Raw genomic sequence first — 21418 nt, forward strand, 5'->3', positions numbered from 1 at the left:
ATTTACTATGGCATCCATTAAAGACGTAGCAATAAAAGCTGGAGTATCCACCGCTACGGTCTCACGCGTGCTGAATAATCATCCCAGCGTGGCTCCAGAAACTCGCAAAGCAGTTCGTGAGGCAATGGATTTCTTATGCTATGTGCCCAGCAAGAGTGCGTTTCAATTGAGTGGGAAATGTTCTGGGCTGATTGCTGTTGTTCTGCCAAACCTTGTCAACCCACATTTTTGTGAACTGCTGGCGACATTTGAAGAAGAGGCAAGATACATCGGTAAAACGGTTATCGTCAAAACTCATCAGAATCAACCGCAGCTAGATAAGCAAATAATATATACGCTTATTAGTATGGGTATTGACAGTTTGCTATGGGTACCAACAGAAGCCGAAAGCGAACTTGCAGAATGGCTCATCGCAACTAATATCCCCGTTGCCGTGGTTACGCTGGTATCGCGATTTTTCAATTCTGTTTCTATCGATCAAAGTAAAGGGGCGGAAGTTATAGCTGAGCATTTTATTCAGACCGGTCATACCACGTTTGGATTTGTAGCGCAGGAAGGCGCAGATAACCGAAAGGTTTTTTCATGGGCAAAACGAATTACCGGCCAGGGATTGTCTATAGATAAAGAAAATCAGTTTTGGATAGCGAAAGGTGAGGGTGAGAAAACGTCAGGGCATATTAGTATACTCGATGATATTATTGTCAGGCTAGCCGCGAGAATAAATCATTGCTCATCTCTCTGGGTTTATAACGATGTGGCTGCTAGTTATATTATTGATGGGTTAAAAGAAAAAGGAATATCTGTGCCTAAAGATATTGCCATCGCTAGTTTTGATAATACTTTACTGGCACAAACTAAAAAAATTACCAGTGTGGCGCAACCGATAAGTGAAATCGCCCATCTGGCATTTCAAATGATTAACAACGAAACGAAGCAAGGCAGTATTGAAATGCACGAAATTGTCTCTCGGTTAATTATTCGGGAGAGTAGTGTGAGTATTAATATTACTTTGTTTTAATCTATATACGCCATTATTAACTTATAAATATAAACTAACATTGGTTTACTAACCTCTGTTGAACACTTATGACTGTATACTCTAGAGGTTTTCTATGTCTGCAAACTCAATCGAAAGGCAAGGTGTTTACGGCAAACTGCATTTAAAAGAAAAAATTGGTTATGGAATGGGAGATGCTGGTTCTTGTATGATTTGGAGTGTACTGGCGTTATATCTAACATGGTTCTACACAGATGTTTATGGCTTAGCTCCCGGTGTTGTCGGTACCTTGTTTCTGGTCATTCGTATTTTTGATGCCTTTAGCGATCCGGTTATGGGGGCGATTTGCGATCGTACTCGTAGCCGATGGGGTAAATTCCGACCATGGTTATTATGGATGGCATTGCCATTTGGTTTGGGAGCAGTACTGATGTTCACAACGCCCGATTTAAGTATGAATGGAAAAATTGTTTATGCCTGGGTGACATATCTTGTGATGTCATTGATTTATACTGCTATCAATATTCCATATTGCTCAGTAGCTGGTGTGATCACGCTAAACCAGAAAGAGCGTTTAGGCTGTTTGTCATGGCGATTTTTCCTCAATGGATTGGCGACGCTAATTGTCTCTTCTTCAATTTTACCCTTAACAGACTGGTTAGGTAACGGTAACAGAGCGGCTGGTTTTCAGTTGACTATGGTAATCATGGGAGGCGCTGCGACACTAATGTTCTTCTTTTGTTTTGCCAGTATCAAAGAACGTGTTACTGCAATTAAAGTTAATGACTCTTTAATAAATGATCTAAAAGATATCATCAAAAACGATCAATGGTTATTGATGATATGTATTACTTTCCTTAATGTTTTTCCGGCATTTATTCGTGGTGCAGTGACTATTTATTATGCTACCTATGTTATGCAAGCCTCCGTCGGATTTACTACGTTTTTTTTGGCTCTTGGTGTTGCATGTAACATGCTAGGTAGTGTTATAGCGAAACCACTCACCGATCGTTTTGATAAAATTAAGCTGTTCCGTTCGATTAATATCGTTCTTGGCTTCCTTTCTTTAGCTCTATGGTTTGTCGATCCCAGGTCTTTGCTGCCACTACTTACACTCTTTATCATCATTAACATCCTGCATTTAATTCAATCAGGCCCAATATTATGGGCTATGATGTCCGACGTTGATGACTACGGTGACTGGAAATACGGTAAACGCCTTACCGGTATTTCATTTGCCGGTAATTTATTTATGTTAAAAATGGGCCTGGCAGTTGCTGGTGCGATTGTTGCGTGGATATTATCATTAACGGGTTACATCGCTAATAAACCTCAACAAAACACAGAGACTATCGAAGGTATCATTATTATGTTTTCTTTACTGCCAATGATTACCTATTTTCTTAGTGCATTTGTAGTTAGATACTTTAAATTGAATAACCACTTTCTTGAGCAAATTAAAGTGGAACTCGCTAAGCGTGAACTTAATAACGGTTCTTCACCGCATCATGACATCGGGCGAGATACGACCACAGTGGTTAATCATTAGTTAAAATTTTTCTGAAAGAAATCAGGGGAGGTGTTACTTATTATAATGTCCAGACGGTCACTAGAACCATAATATCTACCTATCCTAATAATGTAGGGAGAAATAACGCATGTCGAGTAATAATTATTATGATGTAACAGAGTGGAGTGAAGGTAACCCTTTTGAAGATATCGGTTTTGTGATTAATAGTATTATTGCTGATATTAAAAAACGGCAGACTGACACAGATGTTAATGATGGCGGGAAGCCGGGGGCCGTGATCTTTATTCCACCTGGAGACTATCATTTGCTCACTCAGGTAGTAATAGACGTCAGTTATTTGAAAATTAAAGGGGACGGACATGGGTTTACCTCTTCAAGTATCCGTTTTAATACCCCGGAAAATGAGTGGGCAAGCTGGCATGAATTGTGGCCAGGCGGTAGCCGTATACTTGTTGATATAACGCCATCAGCTACGACTCCGGAAGCGGAAGGGGCGGCTTTTTATATTGAGCGTGGCGGTGACCCAAGAATAAGCTCAGTTGAGTTTGCTGATTTTTGCATTGATGGGTTACATTTTGTAGATGATGGTTCGGGAAATAACGACCCTGAAAACACCTACCTCAATGGTAAAACGGGTATTTATATTGCCAGTGCGCAGGACTCATTCCGTATTAGTGGAATGGGGTTCGTATATCTTGAACACGGCATCACTATATATAATGCCGATGCATTGGCGATACATAATAACTTTATTGCCGAGTGCGGTAATTGTATAGAACTCCGCGGGTCGGGACAGGCTTCAAAAGTAACTGATAATTTGATAGGTGCCGGTTATAGAGGATATTCTATTTATGCAGAGAACTTTGGTGGCCTTCTGGTTACAGCAAACAACATTTTTCCCCGCGGTAAAAGCAGTATTCATTTTTCTGGTGTCGTCCGTTCTGCAGTTAGCAGCAACAGGTTTCATTCATTCTATCCAGGGATGCTGGTTTTTGAGAAAAGCTGTTCAGAAAACCTGGTGACGGCAAACCACTTTTTCCGTGAACATGAACCTTGGGAACCTATGCAGGCGTATAGTAATGGTTTAGATGACTTGTATGGGTTGCTATATATAGAGGGTGAGAATAATTCGATCATTGCTAACCATATTTCTGAATCGATTGATAAACAGTATATCGTTCCCGTTGGCGCTACACCTGTGATAATACGGTTGGCATCAGGAGATAGTAACTATATTTCTGACAATCATATTGTTGCTACCACCGATACATCATCGTTAAAAGGTCATGCAGAATCTTGTTTCTCTACACAAGTTAGAGCGCTGCTGGCATTAAAGGGGTTGGAAGTTCTCGACGTGACGACCGTACAGGTCGACGCAGCATCTCAACGTAATACCATACTTGATTCCGGAAGTGACGATCAGGTTGTGCTTGATAAAGCGGTCAATGCGTTTAGAGCAACGCCGGTACCCGGCTTGTCATAATAGAAAAGCAAAAAGCCTGCTCGAAAGCAGGCTTTTCTGAATTTGGCTCCTCTGACTGGACTCGAACCAGTGACATACGGATTAACAGTCCGCCGTTCTACCGACTGAACTACAGAGGAATCGTGTGAACGAGGCGCATGTTAACGAGTGAGTGACGGGTTGTCAAAGGAGATTGCGTCATTTGCGATTGTTCGCTGGTAAAATCATCAATGGCAGCGATTTTTTCAGCACTTAAGCGAAGATTTAAGCAGTAAAAAAGCGGGAAGACTCACAAGTGGATCCGGAAAACACTCTATTCCGCAGTTGCATTAAAGAGTCATTTAGACGATGAGAGTACAATCGTCATTCGGATACACCAGCCTACAATACAGGTGTAACTTGAGACGTGAATGGATTATTTTTCATCGGGTTCTGCATTTAGCCGCCATGGCTGCAAATGACCATTTTTAATTCTGGTTAAATAATCTTCAATTAAACTCTTAGTTTGCGGGGCGAGGGTGTAAAATTCATGTAACGTACAAGCTATATTAGATTGTAAATCTATAGTGCTGGAGATGTTCTCAGGAATAATGTACATTTGGCGGTTTGTCATAGTTCTAATGTATAATCTTCTGCCAACAATAGGGTTTTCAGCGAATAAATTAACGCCAATCTCAATGACGCCTTCTACAGGAAAATATAAAACGTACCACTGTTTTTTATTATGGTTGTTAATTAAAGATTCAACCATTTCGGCAGGGGATAGACGTTTCAAATTATCAACACAACGAAGAATGTATCGGTACATTACAAATTGTTTTAGTAGAGCCGTGAAGAATCCTAATAAAAATAAAAGGGTAACCGTTGATGCTATTACTACTAAAAACCATTCTCCTGTTGATAAAACCGAAAAAGAAGATGCGACAACTAAACTTATTATTAACGAAAAGATAAATGTTAAGCTTTGTAATTTATATTTTTCTTTTGCAAATTTAAATAAAAAGTAAGTCAGGAAAAACCCACACAGGCAATAAAAAAATAATAATGATCTATCCATGTATTTAATCCTGGTATATGTGTGTTAAAAATATTTTCTCAAAGTATCTAAATATTTCAGACTAACTTGATTCTATGCTACCACGAAGACAGTAAACCTTGCTATTCCTGTTGGCGCGTAAACGCTGGAAGGAATAGTCATTTCGACGGTGCTCAGCAGGTTTAGTCGTTATGTTTGATGTCTGTGGATGAAGCGAACGAACAGAAGAGAGTGGAAAGCAAAAAAGCAGACGTCGCTGAACGTCTGCTTTTCTTAAAATTGGCTCCTCTGACTGGACTCGAACCAGTGACATACGGATTAACAGTCCGCCGTTCTACCGACTGAACTACAGAGGAATCGTGTGGAGTGGTATCTTAGCGGCGAAAAAAAATTTGTCAAATATCAATTCAGTGGTGGGGCTTCGCTTGCTGCATCTCTCAACAAATTGTCGTAATTGCCAACAAATTATCAGGAAAAATACTTTGCAGGATTAGCAGTTCTCAATCATCATTTGAAATGTTGTTTCAACTCTTCTCACTAAGGTCTCCCTTGAACGTCACTTCAGCAGTACGCCAGGCCGTAGCGCGCACGTCCTGGTTTAAAAAACGCAAGAGCTATCGGGTGCTCTACTGGCGTGAAATCAGTCCCCTTGCCGTACCGATCCTGTTGGAAAATGCCTGCGTGTTATTGATGGGCGTGCTGAGTACTTTCCTTGTTAGCTGGCTCGGCAAAGAAGCGATGGCCGGGGTGGGCTTAGCCGATAGCTTTAATATGGTGATTATGTCGTTCTTTGCCGCGATTGACCTTGGCACTACCGTGGTGGTGGCCTTCAGCCTCGGCAAGCGCGATAGAAAGCGGGCGAGGGCGGCTGCGCGGCAGTCGCTGGCGATCATGACCTTGTTCTCGATTGTGCTGGCGGCGGTTATTCACGCTTTTGGTCAGCAGATTATCGATATCGTTGCTGGAGACGCTACGGTTCAGGTTAAAGCGCTGGCCCTAACCTATCTCGAACTGACCGTGCTGAGCTATCCGGCGGCGGCCATTGCTTTAATTGGTAGCGGCGCGCTTCGCGGCGCGGGAACCACCAAAATACCGCTGCTAATTAACGGCGGGATGAATATTCTCAATATTATTATCAGCAGTATCCTGATTTACGGCCTCTTCTCCTGGCCGGGGCTCGGCTTTGTCGGCGCTGGGCTGGGGCTGACTATTGCCCGCTATATTGGTGCGTTGGCAACAATCTGGGTACTGATGACCGGTTTTAACCCGGCGCTGCGCATTTCGCTGAAGAGTTACTTTAAGCCGTTTAACTTTGCCATTATCTGGGAAGTGATGGGTATTGGTATCCCGGCGAGCATCGAATCGGTACTGTTTAACGGCGGCAAGCTGCTGACGCAAATGTTTGTTGCCGGTATGGGGACCAACGTCATCGCCGGAAACTTTATTGCCTTCTCGGTGGCTTCGTTAATTAACTTGCCGGGTAACGCGCTGGGATCGGCCTCCACCATTATTACCGGTAAACGTCTGGGCAAAGGGCAAGTCGGCCAGGCGGAACGTCAGGCCTGGTTCGTGTTCTGGCTGTCGACCATTATCCTGACGCTTATCGCCTGGGGCACCGCACCTTTCGCCGGCCTGATCGCTTCGTTCTATACCAGCGAAGAAGATGTAAAAGTAGTGGTTAAAGAACTATTGTGGCTCAATGCCCTATTTATGCCAATTTGGTCGCTTTCGTGGACCTTGCCCTGTGCCTTTAAAGGCGCACGCGACGTGCGTTACACCATGTGGGTGTCGATGCTGGGTATGTGGGGCTGCCGGGTGGTTGCTGGCTATACGCTGGGGATCATGCTGGGCATGGGCGTTATCGGCGTCTGGCTGGGTATGGTGCTTGACTGGGCGGTGCGCGGCCTGTTGTTCTATCGTCGGATGATCACCGGGCGTTGGTTGTGGAAGTACCCGCGATTAAAGGCTCGGCTGGAAGAAAAGTCATGAATATACTGAAAAAGCGTTACTTTTTAGACGAAGTGAGGAATAAATAGGCAAACGATCGCCATTATAAAAAACATCTTTGACATGGCTGAGCGTGCTCGCTAATATTCGCCCCGTTCACACGATTCCTCTGTAGTTCAGTCGGTAGAACGGCGGACTGTTAATCCGTATGTCACTGGTTCGAGTCCAGTCAGAGGAGCCAAATTTAAAAAGCCTGCTTTCGAGCAGGCTTTTTGCTTTTCTGCATCCATACAATTTTTCCCTGCGCACATAGCGCGCAGGGCTCGCCTGGGATTAACGGAACGGCGGTTCGTTGAAGGTACGCAGCTTGCGGGAGTGCATGTGGTCGCCCTCGGCGCGCAGCAGATCGATGGCGCGGATCCCTATCTGCAGATGCTCGGAAATCGCCCCTTCGTAAAAGCGGTTCGCTTGTCCCGGCAGTTTGATTTCACCGTGCAGCGGTTTATCGGAGACGCACAGCAGCGTGCCGTAAGGAACGCGGAAACGGTAGCCCTGTGCGGCAATAGTGGCGCTTTCCATATCAATAGCCACCGCCCGACTGAGATTAAAGCGCAGCGCCGAGGCGGAATAACGTAACTCCCAGTTGCGGTCATCGGTCGTCACCACCGTACCGGTACGCAGACGCTGTTTGACCTCTTCGCCCGGCATGCCGCTAACCTGTTTAGTGGCGTCATACAGCGCGCGCTGCACTTCGGCGATGCTCGGGATGGGAATATCCGGCGGTAGCACCGCATCCAGCACGTGGTCATCACGTAAATAGGCGTGCGCCAGCACGTAGTCGCCTATCGACTGGCTCTCACGCAGGCCGCCACAGTGGCCAATCATCAGCCAGACGTCAGGACGCAACACCGCGAGGTGATCGCAAATATTTTTAGCATTCGCCGGGCCGACGCCGATGTTGATCAACGTAATGCCCTGACCGTCGTTAGTGATCAGGTGCCAGGCCGGCATCTGGTGCTTTTTCCACGCCAGATCGGAAATCGCCTCTTCCGGGGCCTCCGTGTCGGCGGTGATCCAAATCCCGCCTGCACAGGAGAGGGCAATGTACGGGCTATCCGGATCGAGGATCTGGCTACAGCCCCAGCTGACGAACTCATCGACGTAACGAGTGTAGTTGGTAAACAATACATACGGCTGGAAGTGCTCAACCGGCGTGCCGGTATAATGCTTCAGACGTGCCAGCGAAAAATCGACGCGGCGGGCGTCAAAATGCGACAGCGGATAATACTCGGTAGCGTGGAACAGACCATCGGCGGTTTCATCGCCAATCTGCGACAGTTCGGTGGTTGGAAAATAACGTGTTAATCCAGCGCTCATTGAGCGATCCAGCGTCAGGGCTGAGCCATCAATCACGTAAGGAAAGGGAATTTCGTGCTGCGAATGGCCAACGCTAATATGCGCGCCGTAATCCTGATACAGCAGAGTTAATTGTTCCAGCAGGTAAGCGCGAAAGAGTTTTGGGTTAGTAATGGTGGTGGTGTAGCAGCCCGAATGGGTGAATCGCCCCCAGGCACGGGTTTTTAAGGCTTTGTGCTCGGCGCCATCCCATGAAACAGACAGTTGAGGATAGACGAATAAGCCTTCAGCACGGGCTATTTCATCAGGAAGGATATTGTGATGAATGTACTCGCCAATGGCCTTACGCAACGCGTTAACCGCTCTTTCATACTGCGCTTCCAGCTGGGAAAGCGCCTGCTCCGGGGTCAGACTGACGGCCTTCTTGTTCATCATTCGCTCCTTGTTTCAGGTCTGCTGATACTGTCGATAGTATGCTACAGCGTGAAAATGGCGAAGAAAAATTACTGTCCCGGGGAAATATTCAAACGCGTTGATAATAAAAGCTTAGCCGCTCAGGGTCAGGCAGTCTGTGCCCAGCGTTCGGCGCTAAAATTACTTGCGCTTATCACTCTTAATGTCGCCGCGCTGTTATTGTTGATGTAATAAAGCGCATTAGGACCAGGCGTTAACTTATCGCCTTCCTGCAGTTTGCATCGGCTTTCGATTTCAGCAATCACCACGATCTGACCGCTCTGTAGAACTACGCAAGTTCTTGCTGGAGATGAATTTTTCCGTACTTTTTTTACCCACCATTCCATTTTTTCACCCTGGCTTGATACACTCGGCATGATAATTGACGTGTTATCGCTTTAAAGACAACTGAAACTACCCATTGGTTTAATTTACGTTTAGCTCACGTTGTTAAATCTTAACTCTGCGATGCAGCGGGACAGGCAAATAACGCTTATGGCTTTGATGCGGCTTAACAAGTTTCTGAATCATTCTGGATTAAGAATAGTCTCGCTAGCGAAAAAAACGCTGGCAGCGGCGGTTATTGTGGTGGTGGTATTTTTCATCGGACGAATATATGAATCGGAACGTGGACCTGCATTGCAGCGCTGGCATACCTGGTCTGGCGATGAGATGACCGCTGATGAAATCGACCGCGCCAGTTTTGCCAGCTATCTCAAACGGGAAGATGAGATTTTCGCCGATTTGCGGCGTGAGGTCAGTGACCAACTGCCTGCCGCTGACAAAACGCCGATAAACCGCTTTTATCGCGACAGCCTGGTCTATCCACCACGCTTTAAGCCTGACTGGAATCGCTCCTTTATACTATTGCCATCCGGCAAACCGCGTGGTGCGGTGGTGCTACTGCATGGTTTAACCGACTCCCCCTACAGCGTGCGCTATCTGGCGGAAGAGTATCAACGGCAGGGGTTTATTGCAGTGGCGCCGCGCTTACCCGGCCACGGTACCGCCCCGGGCGCATTAACCCACGTTGATTGGCAACAGTGGCTGGCGACAACGCGCCTGGCGGTTCGGGAAGCGACGCGACTTGCCGGTGGGGATGTGCCGCTGCATCTGGTGGGATATTCTAACGGCGGCGCGTTGGCGCTGAAGTATGCGCTCGATGAACTGACCGATAAATCGCTGGTCAGGCCGCAGCAGATAATACTGTTATCGCCGATGATTGGCGTAACCGCTTTTGCCCGTTTCGCAGGACTTGCCGGGCTACCCTCGGTGTTTCCCGCCTTTGCGCGTGCGGCGTGGCTAAATGTCGTTCCGGAGTTTAACCCCTATAAGTACAATTCCTTTCCGGTTAAGGCGGCGCGCCAGTCGTGGTTGCTGACCCAGGCCTTGCAAAAACAGATTCTTGCGGCGGCGCAGAGCCAACGCTTAACCTCTCTCGCCCCGGTGTTAACCTTTCAATCGGTGATTGATTCTACAGTCAGCACCCGGGCGGTGGTTGATTCGTTGTACCGCTATTTGCCGGACAACGGCAGCGAACTGGTGATTTTCGATATTAATCAGGCGGCGAACTTGCGGGCGCTGTTTCGCCCGGCGACCTACTCAGCGGTGAATACCTTGTTACCTCCGGCGCCGCGTCCGTACTCTACGACTATCGTGACGAACGCGACTGAGCACACCCTCGATACCGTCGCGCGACTGACGCTGGCGGGGCAAACCGCAGAGAGAACGCAGGCGCTGCATCTGGCCTGGCCGCAGGATATGTACTCGCTTTCGCATATTGCGGTGCCATTCCCCATCACCGATTCGCTGTATGGCCGCGAGCCGACGGAGAAAAACCTTAGCGGTATTAGCCTTGGCACCATTTCGCTACGCGGCGAGACCGCGACGCTGAGCGTCGGCCTTGATACGTTAATGCGCGCTACTTCTAACCCGTTTTTCCCCTATCTGCTGCAGCGGATCAATCAGCGTCTGCCATCGTTCTCAGAACCACAGGATGTGCAGTACCGTCCGCAGCGCAATACCGATGAGGGCGGCAGGGGCGACGAAGCGGAAAAGACGCACAAATCTTGAGCTGACGCCAAGGAAAATGCCGATGCCGGGTAGGTCGAAGGTCTGGATGAGGAGCCCTGCGGAGGCGTTAATCTGGCTGAGCGTCACTTTACCCTGCTGCGCCAGCTCGGAGATAACCCCAAAATAGGCGGTACCGCCCGCCACGCATTTCACCAGCGCGGGTAGGACGAAGTTTTCAGGGATATGTAGCCATAGCAGCAGCGGCATCAGTACGCGCTGCAGCATCTCGATGACGCCAGCCGCCTGCATCAGTCCGACGATAGTCAATGATAAAATTAGCATCGGCACGGCGCCAAGCGCCAGGCGGATAGCGTCGGCGCCGGCGCTATTGATGACCGCGATCAGCCCGTGATTATTTTGTTCGCTTTCCGGGAGCGCTTCTGCCCGGCTGCTCTCGACAATTGACAACTTACGCCCGGTTGCGTACCAGCAAACCGCTGCGGCGCAGAGTCCGCCGATAATAGAAATGGCGATCGCGGCCAGCCAGTGCAGGCCGAACGGCGTTAAGGGATAGAATACATTGCCTTGGCCCATGGCGAAGACCATCGCCAGGGTGGCGGCCATTTGTCGGTCGGAAACACCACGTTTATCCATAATCGCCAGCGTGGCGAGCGGGGCGGCAAAACTCACAAAATTTATCTGAATCAGCGCGAAGGCGCTCATGCCGGTCAACCCAAAGGGCTTAAGCAGCGGCGCCAGCCAGCGCACGATGATGTCGAGAATTCCGCGGACTTCGAGATATTTCATTATGATCAGCATGACGACCATAATGGGTAATAAGGTATAAAGCGCTACGTCGACGGAGGATTTCCCCGCTGACATAATGATGCCGATGACATCCATTTATCTATCACTGTATGCAGGTCAAATAGTTAGCGCCATCATAATCCCGAAGGGGCAAAATGAACATGCTTTCGTGTGTTAGCGTAGACAGGTAAGAACGGTGCCTTCACGGAAGTGGTATTCGCCGCTGAACTGGCTACCTGCGGGCAACTCGTCGCTGAGGGTTTTATTAAGGCGCAACGTGAAACGCTGATTTACCGGGTCGAGTGCGACCATAGCGGCGGCATCAAAATCAAACATCTGCTGTACGCGCGGATAAAGCGCTTTGAACAGGCTTTCTTTGGCCGAGAAAGCCAGCAGCAGCGCCCACTCCTTATCCAGACCACAACAGGAAAGCAGCGTCTGTTCCGGTCTCGAGACAAACATATCGGCGCTTTCCAGCATGATCCCCGGTTGCAGATGCTCGATATCGACCCCGGGATACAAACCGTCGTCCTCGGCGCTAACCACCGCGATGGCAATATCTTCGCTGTGCGAGACGCTTCCTCGCCAGCCTGCCGGCCAAATTGGCGCACGATCCGTAGCGGTTAACACCGGTTCGAAACAACCTGATTGTTGCAGCAAATAGCGCGCGCAGTAGCGCCCGGCCAGATATTCGGCTTTCCGTTTTGCGACGGCGCCAGTAAGAGAAGGAGGGAGCGGGATGGCGTACTGGCTAAAAAGAGCGTCCTGTAGTTGCGATCTGGCGAAACGTACCCGACAAAATGTCAACGCCGGGTCAGCACGAAGATAGCCGCATTCGGCGTGCTGAATAAAGGGGAGATCGTGAAAGCTGTTGGTAACGATAAACATGCAGACTCATCAGGAAAAACCAGTATGGCGCTACCATAGCGCAGGTGATGAACGAAGCAGAAGAGTTGTGTGAAATATAAAACAAAAAGCCTGCTCGAAGGCAGGCTTTTCTAAATTTGGCTCCTCTGACTGGACTCGAACCAGTGACATACGGATTAACAGTCCGCCGTTCTACCGACTGAACTACAGAGGAATCGTGTGAACGGGGCGCATATTATCGATGACTGACGGTGTTGTCAAAGGCTGAATCGCCATAAAGCGTGCGACTGCTGACAATTTCAACAATCAAAAGCCTTTTATGATAAATCATACCGAAATGCACCGTGATGGTGCATTTATACCCCTAATGGGGCATATCATGCGCTCATGGAAGCCACCAGTATTATCACAAACCCTTATTTTGCCGCACCAGCAGGGTGATGATGTCGCGACGTAAAACCTGGCAAGCATCTTGCAAAATACCTGTAACTTAATGGCCAGTAGTGGCATTCCCTTACAGGAGGCAAAATGAACTTAAGACGACTGAAGTATTTTGTGAAAATCGTCGATATCGGCAGTCTGACCCAGGCCGCTGAAGTCTTGCACATCGCACAACCGGCGCTGAGCCAGCAGGTAGCGACCCTGGAAGGTGAACTGGAGCAGAAACTGTTGATCCGCACCAAGCGAGGCGTCACGCCAACGGAAGCGGGGAAGATTCTCTATACCCACGCGCGGACCATTTTACGTCAGTGTGAACAGGCGCATCTGGCGGTACATAACGTTGGCCAGACGCTGAGCGGGCAGGTGGCAATTGGCCTTGCGCCGGGAACTGCGGCTTCGGCGATCACCATGCCGCTGTTGCAAACGGTGCGTAATGAACTTCCTGAGGTTAACGTATATCTGCAGGAGTGCAGCGGCAGCGTATTGAATGACAAGCTGCTTGGCGGTCAGCTGGACATGGCGGTGCTGTATGAGCGTTCGCCAGTGGCGGGAGTGGTCAGCCAGCCGCTGCTGAAAGAGGATTTGTATCTGGTCGGTACGCAAAACTGTCCGGGGCAAAGCGTTGACCTTTCAGCCGTCGCGGAAATGAGCCTGTTTTTACCGCGCGACTATAGCGCCGTTTGCGCCCGGGTCACCGAAGCTTTCACTTTACGCCGCCTGTCGGCAAAAGTAATTGGCGAGATCGAATCCATCACCACATTAACTGCGGCAATCGCCAGTGGAATGGGCGTTACCGTATTGCCGGAATCGGCGGCGCGCGCGCTGTGTGCTACGGCTAATGGCTGGATGGCGCGCATCAGCACGCCGTCGATGAGTCTGTCGTTATCACTGAATACCTCGGCACGTGGCGGCTTATCTCCTCAAGCACAGGCCGTCAAAGATATCCTGCTGTCGCTGGTTAGTCGTCCGTCCCTGGAGAATCGTGAATTACAGCTGGTCAGTTAGGTTATATTCTTTTAAGGAATAAGTTGCTGGTTTTTATTATTTGTTTGCCGGGTAAACAGACTTTAACAATAGACATCATGTTATGTCTGAAGACCTGGGGGAAAAGGTGAATTTCCAGCAACTTAAAATTATTCGTGAGGCGGCCCGTCGGGATTACAACCTGACGGAGGTTGCTAACATGCTGTACACCTCGCAATCTGGCGTCAGCCGCCATATTCGTGAGCTGGAAGAAGAGTTGGGGATAGAAATCTTTATCCGCCGTGGTAAGCGTCTGCTGGGGATGACCGAACCTGGCAAAGCGCTGCTCTCTATTGCCGAAAGGATCCTCAACGAAGCCAGCAATGTCCGCCGACTGGCCGACCTTTTTACCAACGACGCTTCAGGCGTATTAACCATTGCCACCACGCATACTCAGGCACGCTATAGCCTGCCTCCGGTGATTAAAGCTTTTCGCGAACTGTTCCCCGACGTGCGGCTGGAGTTAGTGCAAGGGACGCCGCAGGAAATCGAAGCGCTACTGCACAACGGCGGGGCGGATATTGGTATCGCCAGCGAGCGCTTAAGTAACGATCCGACGCTGGTGGCATTCCCCTGGTTCCGCTGGCACCACAGTTTGTTAGTGCCAAAAGATCATCCGCTGATTGAGGTTACGCCGCTGACGCTTGAGGCTATTGCACGCTGGCCGTTAATTACCTATCGGCAGGGGATCACCGGACGTTCGCGTATTGATGAAGCCTTCACCCGTAAAGGGCTGATGCCGGATATCGTTCTCAGCGCTCAGGATTCCGATGTCATTAAAACATACGTGGAGCTGGGCTTGGGCGTGGGGCTGGTGGCGGAGCAATCCGGCGATGCTCGCGAAGCGGATACCTTTACCCGTCTGGAAACACGCCATCTCTTTGATGCTAATACCGTTTGGTTGGGGTTAAAACGCGGTCAGTTACAGCGTAACTATGTCTGGCGTTTCATTGAACTGTGCAATGCCGGGTTGTCATTGGATGAGATTAAACGCCAGGCGATGGAGCCGGAGGAAGTGGCTATCGATTATCAAATCTGAGTGCGGACAGCAGGTCAGCGGGAGGCGCCAAAGCAGCTATAATTCATTCACGTGAGTCGCGACTGAGGAAGGGAAAATGATGGTGCGGCGTATGAAGTTGCTTTGCTCTCTGGTGATGATGTTGGCCAGCTACAGCGCGTTGGCGGTAAGTTATCCGTTACCGCCGGAAGGGAGTCGTCTGGTTGGCAGCCCGATTAAAATTAGCGTGCCCGAGCGTAATACCCAGCCGCTGGAAACCTTTGCCGCGCAGTACGGGCAGGGGCTCAGCAACATGCTGGAGGCTAACCCCGGCGTCGATGTCTATTTGCCTAAATCCGGTAGTTCGTTGATTATCCCGCAGCAATTGATCCTGCCTGCCACCGTACGGAGCGGTATCGTAATCAACGTCGCCGAGATGCGGCTTTATTATTATCCGCCTGAGGGCACTACCGTCGAGGTGCTGCCGATCGGTATTGGCCAGGCGGGGCGTGAAACGCCGCGCAACTGGGTGACGGCGGTGGAACGTAAACAGGAAGGACCTACCTGGGTACCGACGGCGAATACCCGTCGTGAGTACGCCAAAGAAGGTAAAACCCTGCCGGCGATGGTGCCCCCTGGGCCAGATAATCCGATGGGGCTATATGCTATCTATATCGGCAGGCTGTATGCCATTCATGGTACCAACGCCAATTTTGGCATTGGCCTGCGGGTGAGCCAGGGCTGTATTCGCCTGCGCAACGATGACATTAAATACCTGTTCGATAATGTGCCGGTCGGCACGCGAGTACAGATAATCGATCAGCCGGTGAAGTACACTACCGAGCCGGACGGCAGCCGCTGGCTGGAAGTTCATGAACCATTGTCGCGTAATCGTTCGGAATTTGAGTCAGACCGCAAAGTGCCGCTACCGTATACCCCGGCAATACGCGAGTTTGTGCAGGGAGCGGGCGTAAACGTCGGTCGTGCGGATTATGCACTACAGCGGCGATCCGGGATGCCGGTGAATATTAGCAGTTCAGCGGGGGAAGCCAGTTTTTAAGCCATGAACGTTAAAAAGCAAAAAGCCTGCTCGAAAGCAGGCTTTTTAAATTTGGCTCCTCTGACTGGACTCGAACCAGTGACATACGGATTAACAGTCCGCCGTTCTACCGACTGAACTACAGAGGAATCGTGTGAACGAGGCGCATACTACTGGCCTCGCATTTTTGTGTCAACGCTAAATTTAAGCAACTGATTCGAATGGCTAAGTTTAATTCAAAGCGAGCTTTTAATGAACAATCCGCACGTCGTCTTCATCCAGCAGATCGTTTTCCCGTAAACGCTGTAGCGGATCCTGACGATAGAACTGACAGAACCGCTGCCATAGCGCCGGGAAACGGGGGGCGAAAAGCTCTGGGGCGCTAAAGAAATATTCAGATAGCACTGCAAAGCACTCAGCCGGATCGGTTGCCGCATAAGCATCAATGCTGGCGGCGCTTTCGCCGACCAAATCGATCTCATCCTGAATGTTGTTCATCGCCGCATGCAGATCGTGTTCCCAGCCAGCCACTTCTCGCAGAGGGATAAAAGGAACGCCGCTGGCGCGGTCGCCGTTGCGTGAATCCAGTTTGTGCGCGACCTCATGTACCACCAGATTAAAGCCGGAGGCGTCGAAAGAGTCCTGAATATCTAACCAGTTAAGGATAATGGGGCCCTGTTGCCAGCTTTGGCCGGATTGGACAACGCGTTGATTATGTACCAGGCCGATGTCATCTTCCCATTCGTCATCGACGACAAAGGGGGCAGGGTAGATCAAGACTTCATGGAAGCCATCTAACCATTCAAGGCCAAGTTCCAGTACAGGCAGGCAAAAGAGTAGTGCGATACGCGCGCTGTGCAGGGGGGTTAACTCAAATCCCTGTAACGGCACCAGACGTTTTTGCTGTAAAAAACGTGCCGCCATTTGGCACAGCTGCTGCTGTTCCTGTTGAGTGAGGTTCGCTAAAACCGGAATGGCAACCGCTTGTTCCCATGGGATTTCGCCATTGCCTGTCTGTTCTTCTGCTTTCCACGGCCATTTAAACATCATATCGCTCGCAAAGTCGTCACTTGAACTCAATTTAAGGGACTGGAGCTATTAAAATGCCAAAGAACCTGGCATTATAGCAACCTCAACAGCGGAGAGATGCCGGAGCGGCTGAACGGACCGGTCTCGAAAACCGGAGTAGGGGCAACTCTACCGGGGGTTCAAATCCCCCTCTCTCCGCCACTATTCAATCACTTACGCCAAATCCCTTCAACGACATCCATCACACTTGGTATACTGTTGGTATATTCCGTCGCTATATTTTTATCAATCATCATCTTCTGAATCCTCTAAAATCGGTTGCTCCAGTGTCGGCGAAACGGTCAATTTGCGGTCATAAATACGTACCTGACGCTCTGTTTTATCGCCGCAGAAAGTTGTTTAATTTCGCGTGAATTTCACACAAATAGCAGGTGTAAGAAGTATCGCGACCAGGCAACCCTAAAAGGCTTCAGAATAGGGAGCTGGTTCGCCCGCAGGCTCATAAAAGTCAGTCAGGGCCGGTAAGTTGTCAGCCACCCACCGGTAAAAACGTGGTCATGAACTCATGTTGCCACAACACGACTTGAGCGATAGTTCACGTAGCGGAGCCTCTTCATGTGTAGTGCAGTGATGATTGTTCTGCATAAAATCGATTCAATGAATTAATCATCGTAAACATGCTAGCGTGTATAGTCAGCTTGACGGGGTGAATGGATTACATAAAAAAGTTGCAGTTTGTTGATGCTTCAACTCCTGCAACTATAAAAGATCTGATGCGTTGATAGCCAGTAAGAATAAAAACTCTTTTCTTACGGGATATGATTCACTCGATTAAGAGATAAAGAGTATTTATTGGCGAAGAAGTATCTTTCTCCAGAATCCTTCTGTTGTGAGCTTGCAAGTCACTTCTGAGTATTTTTTTCGCTGTGCTTTTGATGTAATAATTATCTTTAAGGTATTAAAGAGTATCTTGATAAACCCTAAGGCCTGCTGTTTTTTTGATGCTTCAGCAATATAACCATTTTTAGTGCTTCGATCGTAATAAAAGATCTTCTTGTACCTAAAAATCTGTCTCAGCGACACGCCTGATGTTTTTTCCTGATAAATAATTTTGTTTTTTAAAGGCGCCAGGAATCCATTTAACGTAATAATTCTGAAAAGTCGCCGTGATTTTGTCTCGAAATTACACTTAAACTCTACACTGTTATCTGGAGGAGATATCGGTTTCATTTTTTCATTAAAAGTAATAGAGTTTAATTCTTCTCGTACATCCTTCATGTCTGCATTATTTTCCCAAAAATCGGGAGCGCCATAAACATGTTTGAAAGCCAGGTTGATGGCGGCTGCACTATCATATTGATGAGCAAGCAGGCTTTTTAGATGAAATGAAATATATGTACCAATTATGTCTTTAACTGGTCGGCCAAAATATAACATATTCACGAGATGATTTCGCGTATCAAGGTAGGCGGTCAACGGTGAGGTCTTAGAGGAGAAATCTTCCTCCGCGTAACAAGCAATGCCATTTGTTGTTAATATATCAAAATCGTTCATCATGCCGAATAAGATATCATCACCGCGAACAAAAAAAGGAAATGCAAAACTCTTGACGTGATTTATCGGGAATGCAAAGAACCACCACGCGCCATAATTAGGGAATTGTATTAGAGTTTCTGTTTTTACCAGGGATTCCACATCATTTAATCGCCACCCTGAGTAAATAGGATGACATACCCTATCAAAAAATGCTCCCTTCTCAACTAAAGAGTCGGGGCGCGCACCTGCGAATAACGAACCAGAAACTGCAGCATTGTCGTTTAACGCATAACTCAATATCGAGTATGTCTTTTTAATGCATTCAGCTTCACAACTTGCATCATCATCCATGAATAATGTATGGGTGAAATCACCTTCATCAATGTAATGAAGTAGGCCTCTCATAAATCCACCCGCACCTCCGGTATTTTTATTTGGAATGATCTTAATTCCATTAGCCTCATTAGCTGTTATATTATTGGAGTTATCAATAACAGTAAAATCAATTAGTCCGCGATAGTTATCATCTTCTAATATTTCTCGCTTTATTCTCATCATTGATGGGATAACGTATTTTTTTCTATCAAAATGTGTAATTGATATCCCAAGCTTAACCTCTCTGCGGGGAGACTGTTTGGTAAACCATTCCCCGCTATTAAGGGAGACAATTCCATCTATCGGAATTATTTCAATATATATAATGCCTCGATTGAGAGTGTTGCCCAAATCCAGGGTGAATATTTCTCGAGTGAGGTTATCCAGTGCCACGGTCGCCGATGCTAGCTCATATTTTGAATTTTCTTCTGTAATGAGCATCGCGCTGATTTTGGCTAACCCAGTGCCTGATGCATTGAACGCGAGATCGTGTATTCCGCATTTTTCTTTCCAGAGAATAGTGGAAAAACCATTGTAATAGGTATCAAAAGAAATTTTCCCTCCGGGAAATATGGTAATGATATTTCCCGAAAATGAAAAAAGGCTCCCTCTGATGTACATGCTTTCAGAAGCCCCAAACCTGGCGTTTGGCATAACCAACCGCTGTAAGCATTTTGCTGTTTCCATTATTCCTCTTTTTGATTATTTAAAGCGCGATAAAAAATTGAAATGGACGGTTAACAACTAACCGAGATGATTGTTTACAATACTAGTACCTGGCTATCGCAACCAAATGGCAAACCTGATCAATATTATTGACCATCCGTATTGGTCGCTATTGATGTCGCAATTGTAAGAGAAAACGAACCCCATTACCTTGTTCACGGGTCATGAGATTTTACATATCATAAGACTTATCCATGCGAATTTGAGTCGTTTTCCTGCCTTGCGGTTGGAAACTTATTGTCTCTTGTCATACATGTATTTGCTTACTTTAGAACAACACTCATCACAGAGATGATCTTTCTCAGCCATTAATCTTTCGAAGAACCCTAGCTTTTTACCGCAGCGCATGCAGTGTTTACATTTAAATAATTTCACTTTGCAATTATACCAATTTGTCGTTTTTTCAATCAATGCATATCAGACAGCTAAGTCTGCTGTAGTTATGCTCTTCATAACAGGTTTAACGTGTTGTGATGCGGCACGACATAACTCCCATGCTGTAAACCAACCCAGTTCTTACCTGTTTAAGTGTCACAAAATGTTCTTCCCTGTGAAGGGGATATTTTAAAGGCGTATTAACAAAAAAAAGCCTGCCGTGGCAGGCTTTGGTAAAACGGTGACTCTTAGAACTGGTAGACCAGGCCCAGTGCGACTACGTCATCCGTCGCGATGCCGTTAGCGCGATAGAAGTAGTCGTCTTCGTCCAGCAGGTTGATTTTGTAATCAACGTAGGTGGACATATTTTTGTTGAAGTAGTAAGTCATACCAACATCAACGTATTTAACCAGGTCTTTGTCGCCGCTGTTGTACAGGTCTTTACCTTTAGATTGCAGATAAGCGACAGATGGACGCAACGGTAAACCGAAATCGTCGAACTGATACTGGGCAACAACTTCGACGTTCTGCGTCTTGTTGGCAATACCGCCGCCAAGATAGCTGGTGGATTTACCGAAGGAAGTCATGTTGCGGGTTTCCGCATACATTGCGGCCAGGTAGATGTTGTTAGCATCGTATTTCGCGCCCACGGTCCAGGCATCAGCTTTATCGCCGCCGGCGTAAGCGCTGTTGGCCGCTGCGGCCACCTGATTGTTGGTACGGTCAGAAGAAGCATACGCCGCGCCGAAACTGATGCCCATGCCGAGGTCGTAGGAAGAGGAGATACCGAAACCGTCGCCATTTTCACGGGCCAGTTTACGGCCGCCGCCGTTATTGGTGCCTTCGCCGGAGCCAGCGTTTTCGTTATTACCCTGATACTGCAGGGCAAAGCTCAGGCCATCAACCAGGCCGAAGAAATCGCTGTTACGGTAGGTCGCCACGCCGTTGGTACGGCCAAGCATGAAGACGTCAGTTTGGGTGTAGCTGTCGCCGCCGAATTCCGGCAGTACGTCGGTCCACGCTTCGACATCATAGATAACGCCGTAGTTACGGCCGTAGTCCAGAGAACCGTAGTCAGCAAATTTCAGACCCGCGAAGCCCAGACGGGTCCAGGAGTTAGCGCCTTCACCTTCAGTGGTGTTCGCCTGAATATTGTATTCCCACTGGCCGTAGCCGGTCAGCTGATCGTTGATCTGCGTTTCGCCTTTCACGCCTAAACGCGCGTAGGTTTGGTCGCCATCTTCAGAAGCATCGTCAGAGAAATAGTGCAGACCGTCAATTTTTCCGTAGAGGTCAAGTTTGTTGCCGTTTTTGTTATAAATTTCCGCAGAGTGCGCCGCGCCTGCTGCTAATAACGCTGGCAGCATAATAGCCAATACTTTTCTTTTCATTATGTATTCCCTTTAAT

Annotated in this window: 17 protein-coding genes and 6 tRNA genes; 11 read left to right on the top strand and 12 right to left on the bottom strand. The window is 48.1% G+C overall.

The features are described 5' to 3' along the window. Window positions 1-7: 7 nt before the first annotated feature. The 3 genes from KGA69_RS14865 to KGA69_RS14875 all read left to right on the top strand — a co-directional run bounded on the left by KGA69_RS14865 (window position 8) and on the right by KGA69_RS14875 (window position 4011). Window positions 8-1018, top strand: coding sequence for a LacI family DNA-binding transcriptional regulator (locus tag KGA69_RS14865; protein ID WP_045391623.1), 1011 nt, complete (start codon window positions 8-10; stop codon window positions 1016-1018). A gap of 94 nt (window positions 1019-1112) precedes the next feature. Beyond that, the gene (locus KGA69_RS14870; protein ID WP_047050692.1) at window positions 1113-2546 is read left to right on the top strand and encodes a glycoside-pentoside-hexuronide (GPH):cation symporter; all 1434 of its coding nucleotides are present in this window, start codon (window positions 1113-1115) and stop codon (window positions 2544-2546) included. Window positions 2547-2655: 109 nt separating this feature from the next. After that, on the top strand, window positions 2656-4011 hold the full coding sequence (locus KGA69_RS14875; protein ID WP_045391617.1) for a right-handed parallel beta-helix repeat-containing protein: 1356 nt from the start codon (window positions 2656-2658) through the stop codon (window positions 4009-4011). A gap of 43 nt (window positions 4012-4054) precedes the next feature. Here KGA69_RS14875 and KGA69_RS14880 read toward each other — a convergent pair. The 3 genes from KGA69_RS14880 to KGA69_RS14890 all read right to left on the bottom strand — a co-directional run bounded on the left by KGA69_RS14880 (window position 4055) and on the right by KGA69_RS14890 (window position 5382). Next, window positions 4055-4130, bottom strand: a tRNA-Asn gene (locus KGA69_RS14880). 275 nt (window positions 4131-4405) lie between these two features. Next, complete coding sequence (locus KGA69_RS14885) at window positions 4406-5047, bottom strand: hypothetical protein (protein ID WP_045390187.1); 642 nt, start codon at window positions 5045-5047, stop codon at window positions 4406-4408. Between the two features lie 259 nt (window positions 5048-5306). Beyond that, window positions 5307-5382, bottom strand: a tRNA-Asn gene (locus KGA69_RS14890). 5 nt (window positions 5383-5387) lie between these two features. On the opposite strand from KGA69_RS14890, the gene KGA69_RS24340 reads away from it, so the two are divergent. From KGA69_RS24340 to KGA69_RS14900, 3 genes are all read left to right on the top strand, one after another. Beyond that, window positions 5388-5480, top strand: coding sequence for a DUF5951 family protein (locus KGA69_RS24340; protein WP_221694692.1), 93 nt, complete (start codon window positions 5388-5390; stop codon window positions 5478-5480). A gap of 95 nt (window positions 5481-5575) precedes the next feature. Beyond that, window positions 5576-7015 carry an EmmdR/YeeO family multidrug/toxin efflux MATE transporter gene (locus tag KGA69_RS14895; RefSeq protein WP_045390189.1) on the top strand — a complete coding sequence of 480 codons (1440 nt, stop codon included), beginning with the start codon at window positions 5576-5578 and terminating at the stop codon, window positions 7013-7015. A gap of 123 nt (window positions 7016-7138) precedes the next feature. Next, window positions 7139-7214, top strand: a tRNA-Asn gene (locus KGA69_RS14900). 92 nt (window positions 7215-7306) lie between these two features. Here KGA69_RS14900 and KGA69_RS14905 read toward each other — a convergent pair. Both KGA69_RS14905 and KGA69_RS14910 read right to left on the bottom strand, forming a co-directional pair. Beyond that, window positions 7307-8761, bottom strand: coding sequence for an AMP nucleosidase (locus KGA69_RS14905; protein ID WP_213293139.1), 1455 nt, complete (start codon window positions 8759-8761; stop codon window positions 7307-7309). A gap of 128 nt (window positions 8762-8889) precedes the next feature. Next, complete coding sequence (locus KGA69_RS14910) at window positions 8890-9129, bottom strand: histidine kinase (RefSeq protein ID WP_045390193.1); 240 nt, start codon at window positions 9127-9129, stop codon at window positions 8890-8892. Window positions 9130-9277: 148 nt separating this feature from the next. On the opposite strand from KGA69_RS14910, the gene KGA69_RS14915 reads away from it, so the two are divergent. Beyond that, window positions 9278-10855, top strand: coding sequence for an alpha/beta hydrolase (locus KGA69_RS14915; RefSeq protein WP_049060177.1), 1578 nt, complete (start codon window positions 9278-9280; stop codon window positions 10853-10855). Here the strand turns inward: KGA69_RS14915 and KGA69_RS14920 are convergent. From KGA69_RS14920 to KGA69_RS14930, 3 genes are all read right to left on the bottom strand, one after another. Next, the gene (locus KGA69_RS14920; protein ID WP_047050690.1) at window positions 10766-11698 is read right to left on the bottom strand and encodes a nucleoside recognition domain-containing protein; all 933 of its coding nucleotides are present in this window, start codon (window positions 11696-11698) and stop codon (window positions 10766-10768) included. The two genes, KGA69_RS14915 and KGA69_RS14920, sit on opposite strands and share 90 nt — an antisense overlap. Before the next feature lie 78 nt (window positions 11699-11776). Further along, the gene (locus KGA69_RS14925) at window positions 11777-12490 is read right to left on the bottom strand and encodes a 4'-phosphopantetheinyl transferase family protein (protein WP_213292424.1); all 714 of its coding nucleotides are present in this window, start codon (window positions 12488-12490) and stop codon (window positions 11777-11779) included. 117 nt (window positions 12491-12607) lie between these two features. Then, a tRNA-Asn gene (locus KGA69_RS14930) sits at window positions 12608-12683 on the bottom strand. A gap of 314 nt (window positions 12684-12997) precedes the next feature. On the opposite strand from KGA69_RS14930, the gene nac reads away from it, so the two are divergent. The 3 genes from nac to ldtA all read left to right on the top strand — a co-directional run bounded on the left by nac (window position 12998) and on the right by ldtA (window position 15990). After that, entirely contained in the window at window positions 12998-13915 is a 918-nt protein-coding gene (nac, locus tag KGA69_RS14935) for a nitrogen assimilation transcriptional regulator NAC (RefSeq protein ID WP_045390201.1), read from the top strand. A gap of 106 nt (window positions 13916-14021) precedes the next feature. Beyond that, window positions 14022-14972 carry an HTH-type transcriptional regulator Cbl gene (gene cbl, locus KGA69_RS14940; RefSeq protein ID WP_045390486.1) on the top strand — a complete coding sequence of 317 codons (951 nt, stop codon included), beginning with the start codon at window positions 14022-14024 and terminating at the stop codon, window positions 14970-14972. A gap of 76 nt (window positions 14973-15048) precedes the next feature. Further along, window positions 15049-15990 (top strand): L,D-transpeptidase, encoded by a 942-nt coding sequence (ldtA, locus tag KGA69_RS14945; RefSeq protein WP_047066788.1) that lies wholly within the window; start codon window positions 15049-15051, stop codon window positions 15988-15990. A gap of 52 nt (window positions 15991-16042) precedes the next feature. Here the strand turns inward: ldtA and KGA69_RS14950 are convergent. Continuing rightward, window positions 16043-16118, bottom strand: a tRNA-Asn gene (locus tag KGA69_RS14950). 100 nt (window positions 16119-16218) lie between these two features. Further along, the gene (gene mtfA, locus KGA69_RS14955; protein WP_161801904.1) at window positions 16219-17019 is read right to left on the bottom strand and encodes a DgsA anti-repressor MtfA; all 801 of its coding nucleotides are present in this window, start codon (window positions 17017-17019) and stop codon (window positions 16219-16221) included. A gap of 90 nt (window positions 17020-17109) precedes the next feature. Between mtfA and KGA69_RS14960 the strand changes: the two genes are divergently transcribed. Further along, window positions 17110-17199: transfer RNA gene (locus KGA69_RS14960), tRNA-Ser, on the top strand. A 648-nt stretch (window positions 17200-17847) separates the two neighbouring features. Here the strand turns inward: KGA69_RS14960 and KGA69_RS14965 are convergent. After that, window positions 17848-19596, bottom strand: coding sequence for a glycosyltransferase family 2 protein (locus KGA69_RS14965; protein WP_213292425.1), 1749 nt, complete (start codon window positions 19594-19596; stop codon window positions 17848-17850). A 662-nt stretch (window positions 19597-20258) separates the two neighbouring features. Next, a complete protein-coding gene (gene ompC, locus KGA69_RS14970) occupies window positions 20259-21401 on the bottom strand; it encodes a porin OmpC (protein WP_213292426.1) in 1143 nt (380 codons plus the stop codon). Between the last annotated feature and the right edge of the window lie 17 nt (window positions 21402-21418).

This window comes from Klebsiella sp. A52 (genome assembly GCF_018388785.1).
In the GTDB taxonomy this organism is placed as follows: Bacteria; Pseudomonadota; Gammaproteobacteria; order Enterobacterales; family Enterobacteriaceae; genus Klebsiella; species Klebsiella aerogenes.

What these genes read in the sequence shown, in the direction of transcription:
- KGA69_RS14865 (WP_045391623.1), top strand. Translation starts at nt 8, where the DNA reads ATGGCATCCATTAAAGACGTAGCAATAAAAGCTGGAGTATCCACCGCT.
- KGA69_RS14870 (WP_047050692.1), top strand. Translation starts at nt 1,113, where the DNA reads ATGTCTGCAAACTCAATCGAAAGGCAAGGTGTTTACGGCAAACTGCAT.
- KGA69_RS14875 (WP_045391617.1), top strand. Translation starts at nt 2,656, where the DNA reads ATGTCGAGTAATAATTATTATGATGTAACAGAGTGGAGTGAAGGTAAC.
- KGA69_RS14885 (WP_045390187.1), bottom strand. Translation starts at nt 5,047, where the DNA reads ATGGATAGATCATTATTATTTTTTTATTGCCTGTGTGGGTTTTTCCTG.
- KGA69_RS14905 (WP_213293139.1), bottom strand. Translation starts at nt 8,761, where the DNA reads ATGAACAAGAAGGCCGTCAGTCTGACCCCGGAGCAGGCGCTTTCCCAG.
- KGA69_RS14910 (WP_045390193.1), bottom strand. Translation starts at nt 9,129, where the DNA reads ATGGAATGGTGGGTAAAAAAAGTACGGAAAAATTCATCTCCAGCAAGA.
- KGA69_RS14915 (WP_049060177.1), top strand. Translation starts at nt 9,278, where the DNA reads ATGGCTTTGATGCGGCTTAACAAGTTTCTGAATCATTCTGGATTAAGA.
- KGA69_RS14920 (WP_047050690.1), bottom strand. Translation starts at nt 11,698, where the DNA reads ATGGATGTCATCGGCATCATTATGTCAGCGGGGAAATCCTCCGTCGAC.
- KGA69_RS14925 (WP_213292424.1), bottom strand. Translation starts at nt 12,490, where the DNA reads ATGTTTATCGTTACCAACAGCTTTCACGATCTCCCCTTTATTCAGCAC.
- nac (WP_045390201.1), top strand. Translation starts at nt 12,998, where the DNA reads ATGAACTTAAGACGACTGAAGTATTTTGTGAAAATCGTCGATATCGGC.
- ldtA (WP_047066788.1), top strand. Translation starts at nt 15,049, where the DNA reads ATGATGGTGCGGCGTATGAAGTTGCTTTGCTCTCTGGTGATGATGTTG.
- mtfA (WP_161801904.1), bottom strand. Translation starts at nt 17,019, where the DNA reads ATGATGTTTAAATGGCCGTGGAAAGCAGAAGAACAGACAGGCAATGGC.
- KGA69_RS14965 (WP_213292425.1), bottom strand. Translation starts at nt 19,596, where the DNA reads ATGGAAACAGCAAAATGCTTACAGCGGTTGGTTATGCCAAACGCCAGG.
- ompC (WP_213292426.1), bottom strand. Translation starts at nt 21,401, where the DNA reads ATGAAAAGAAAAGTATTGGCTATTATGCTGCCAGCGTTATTAGCAGCA.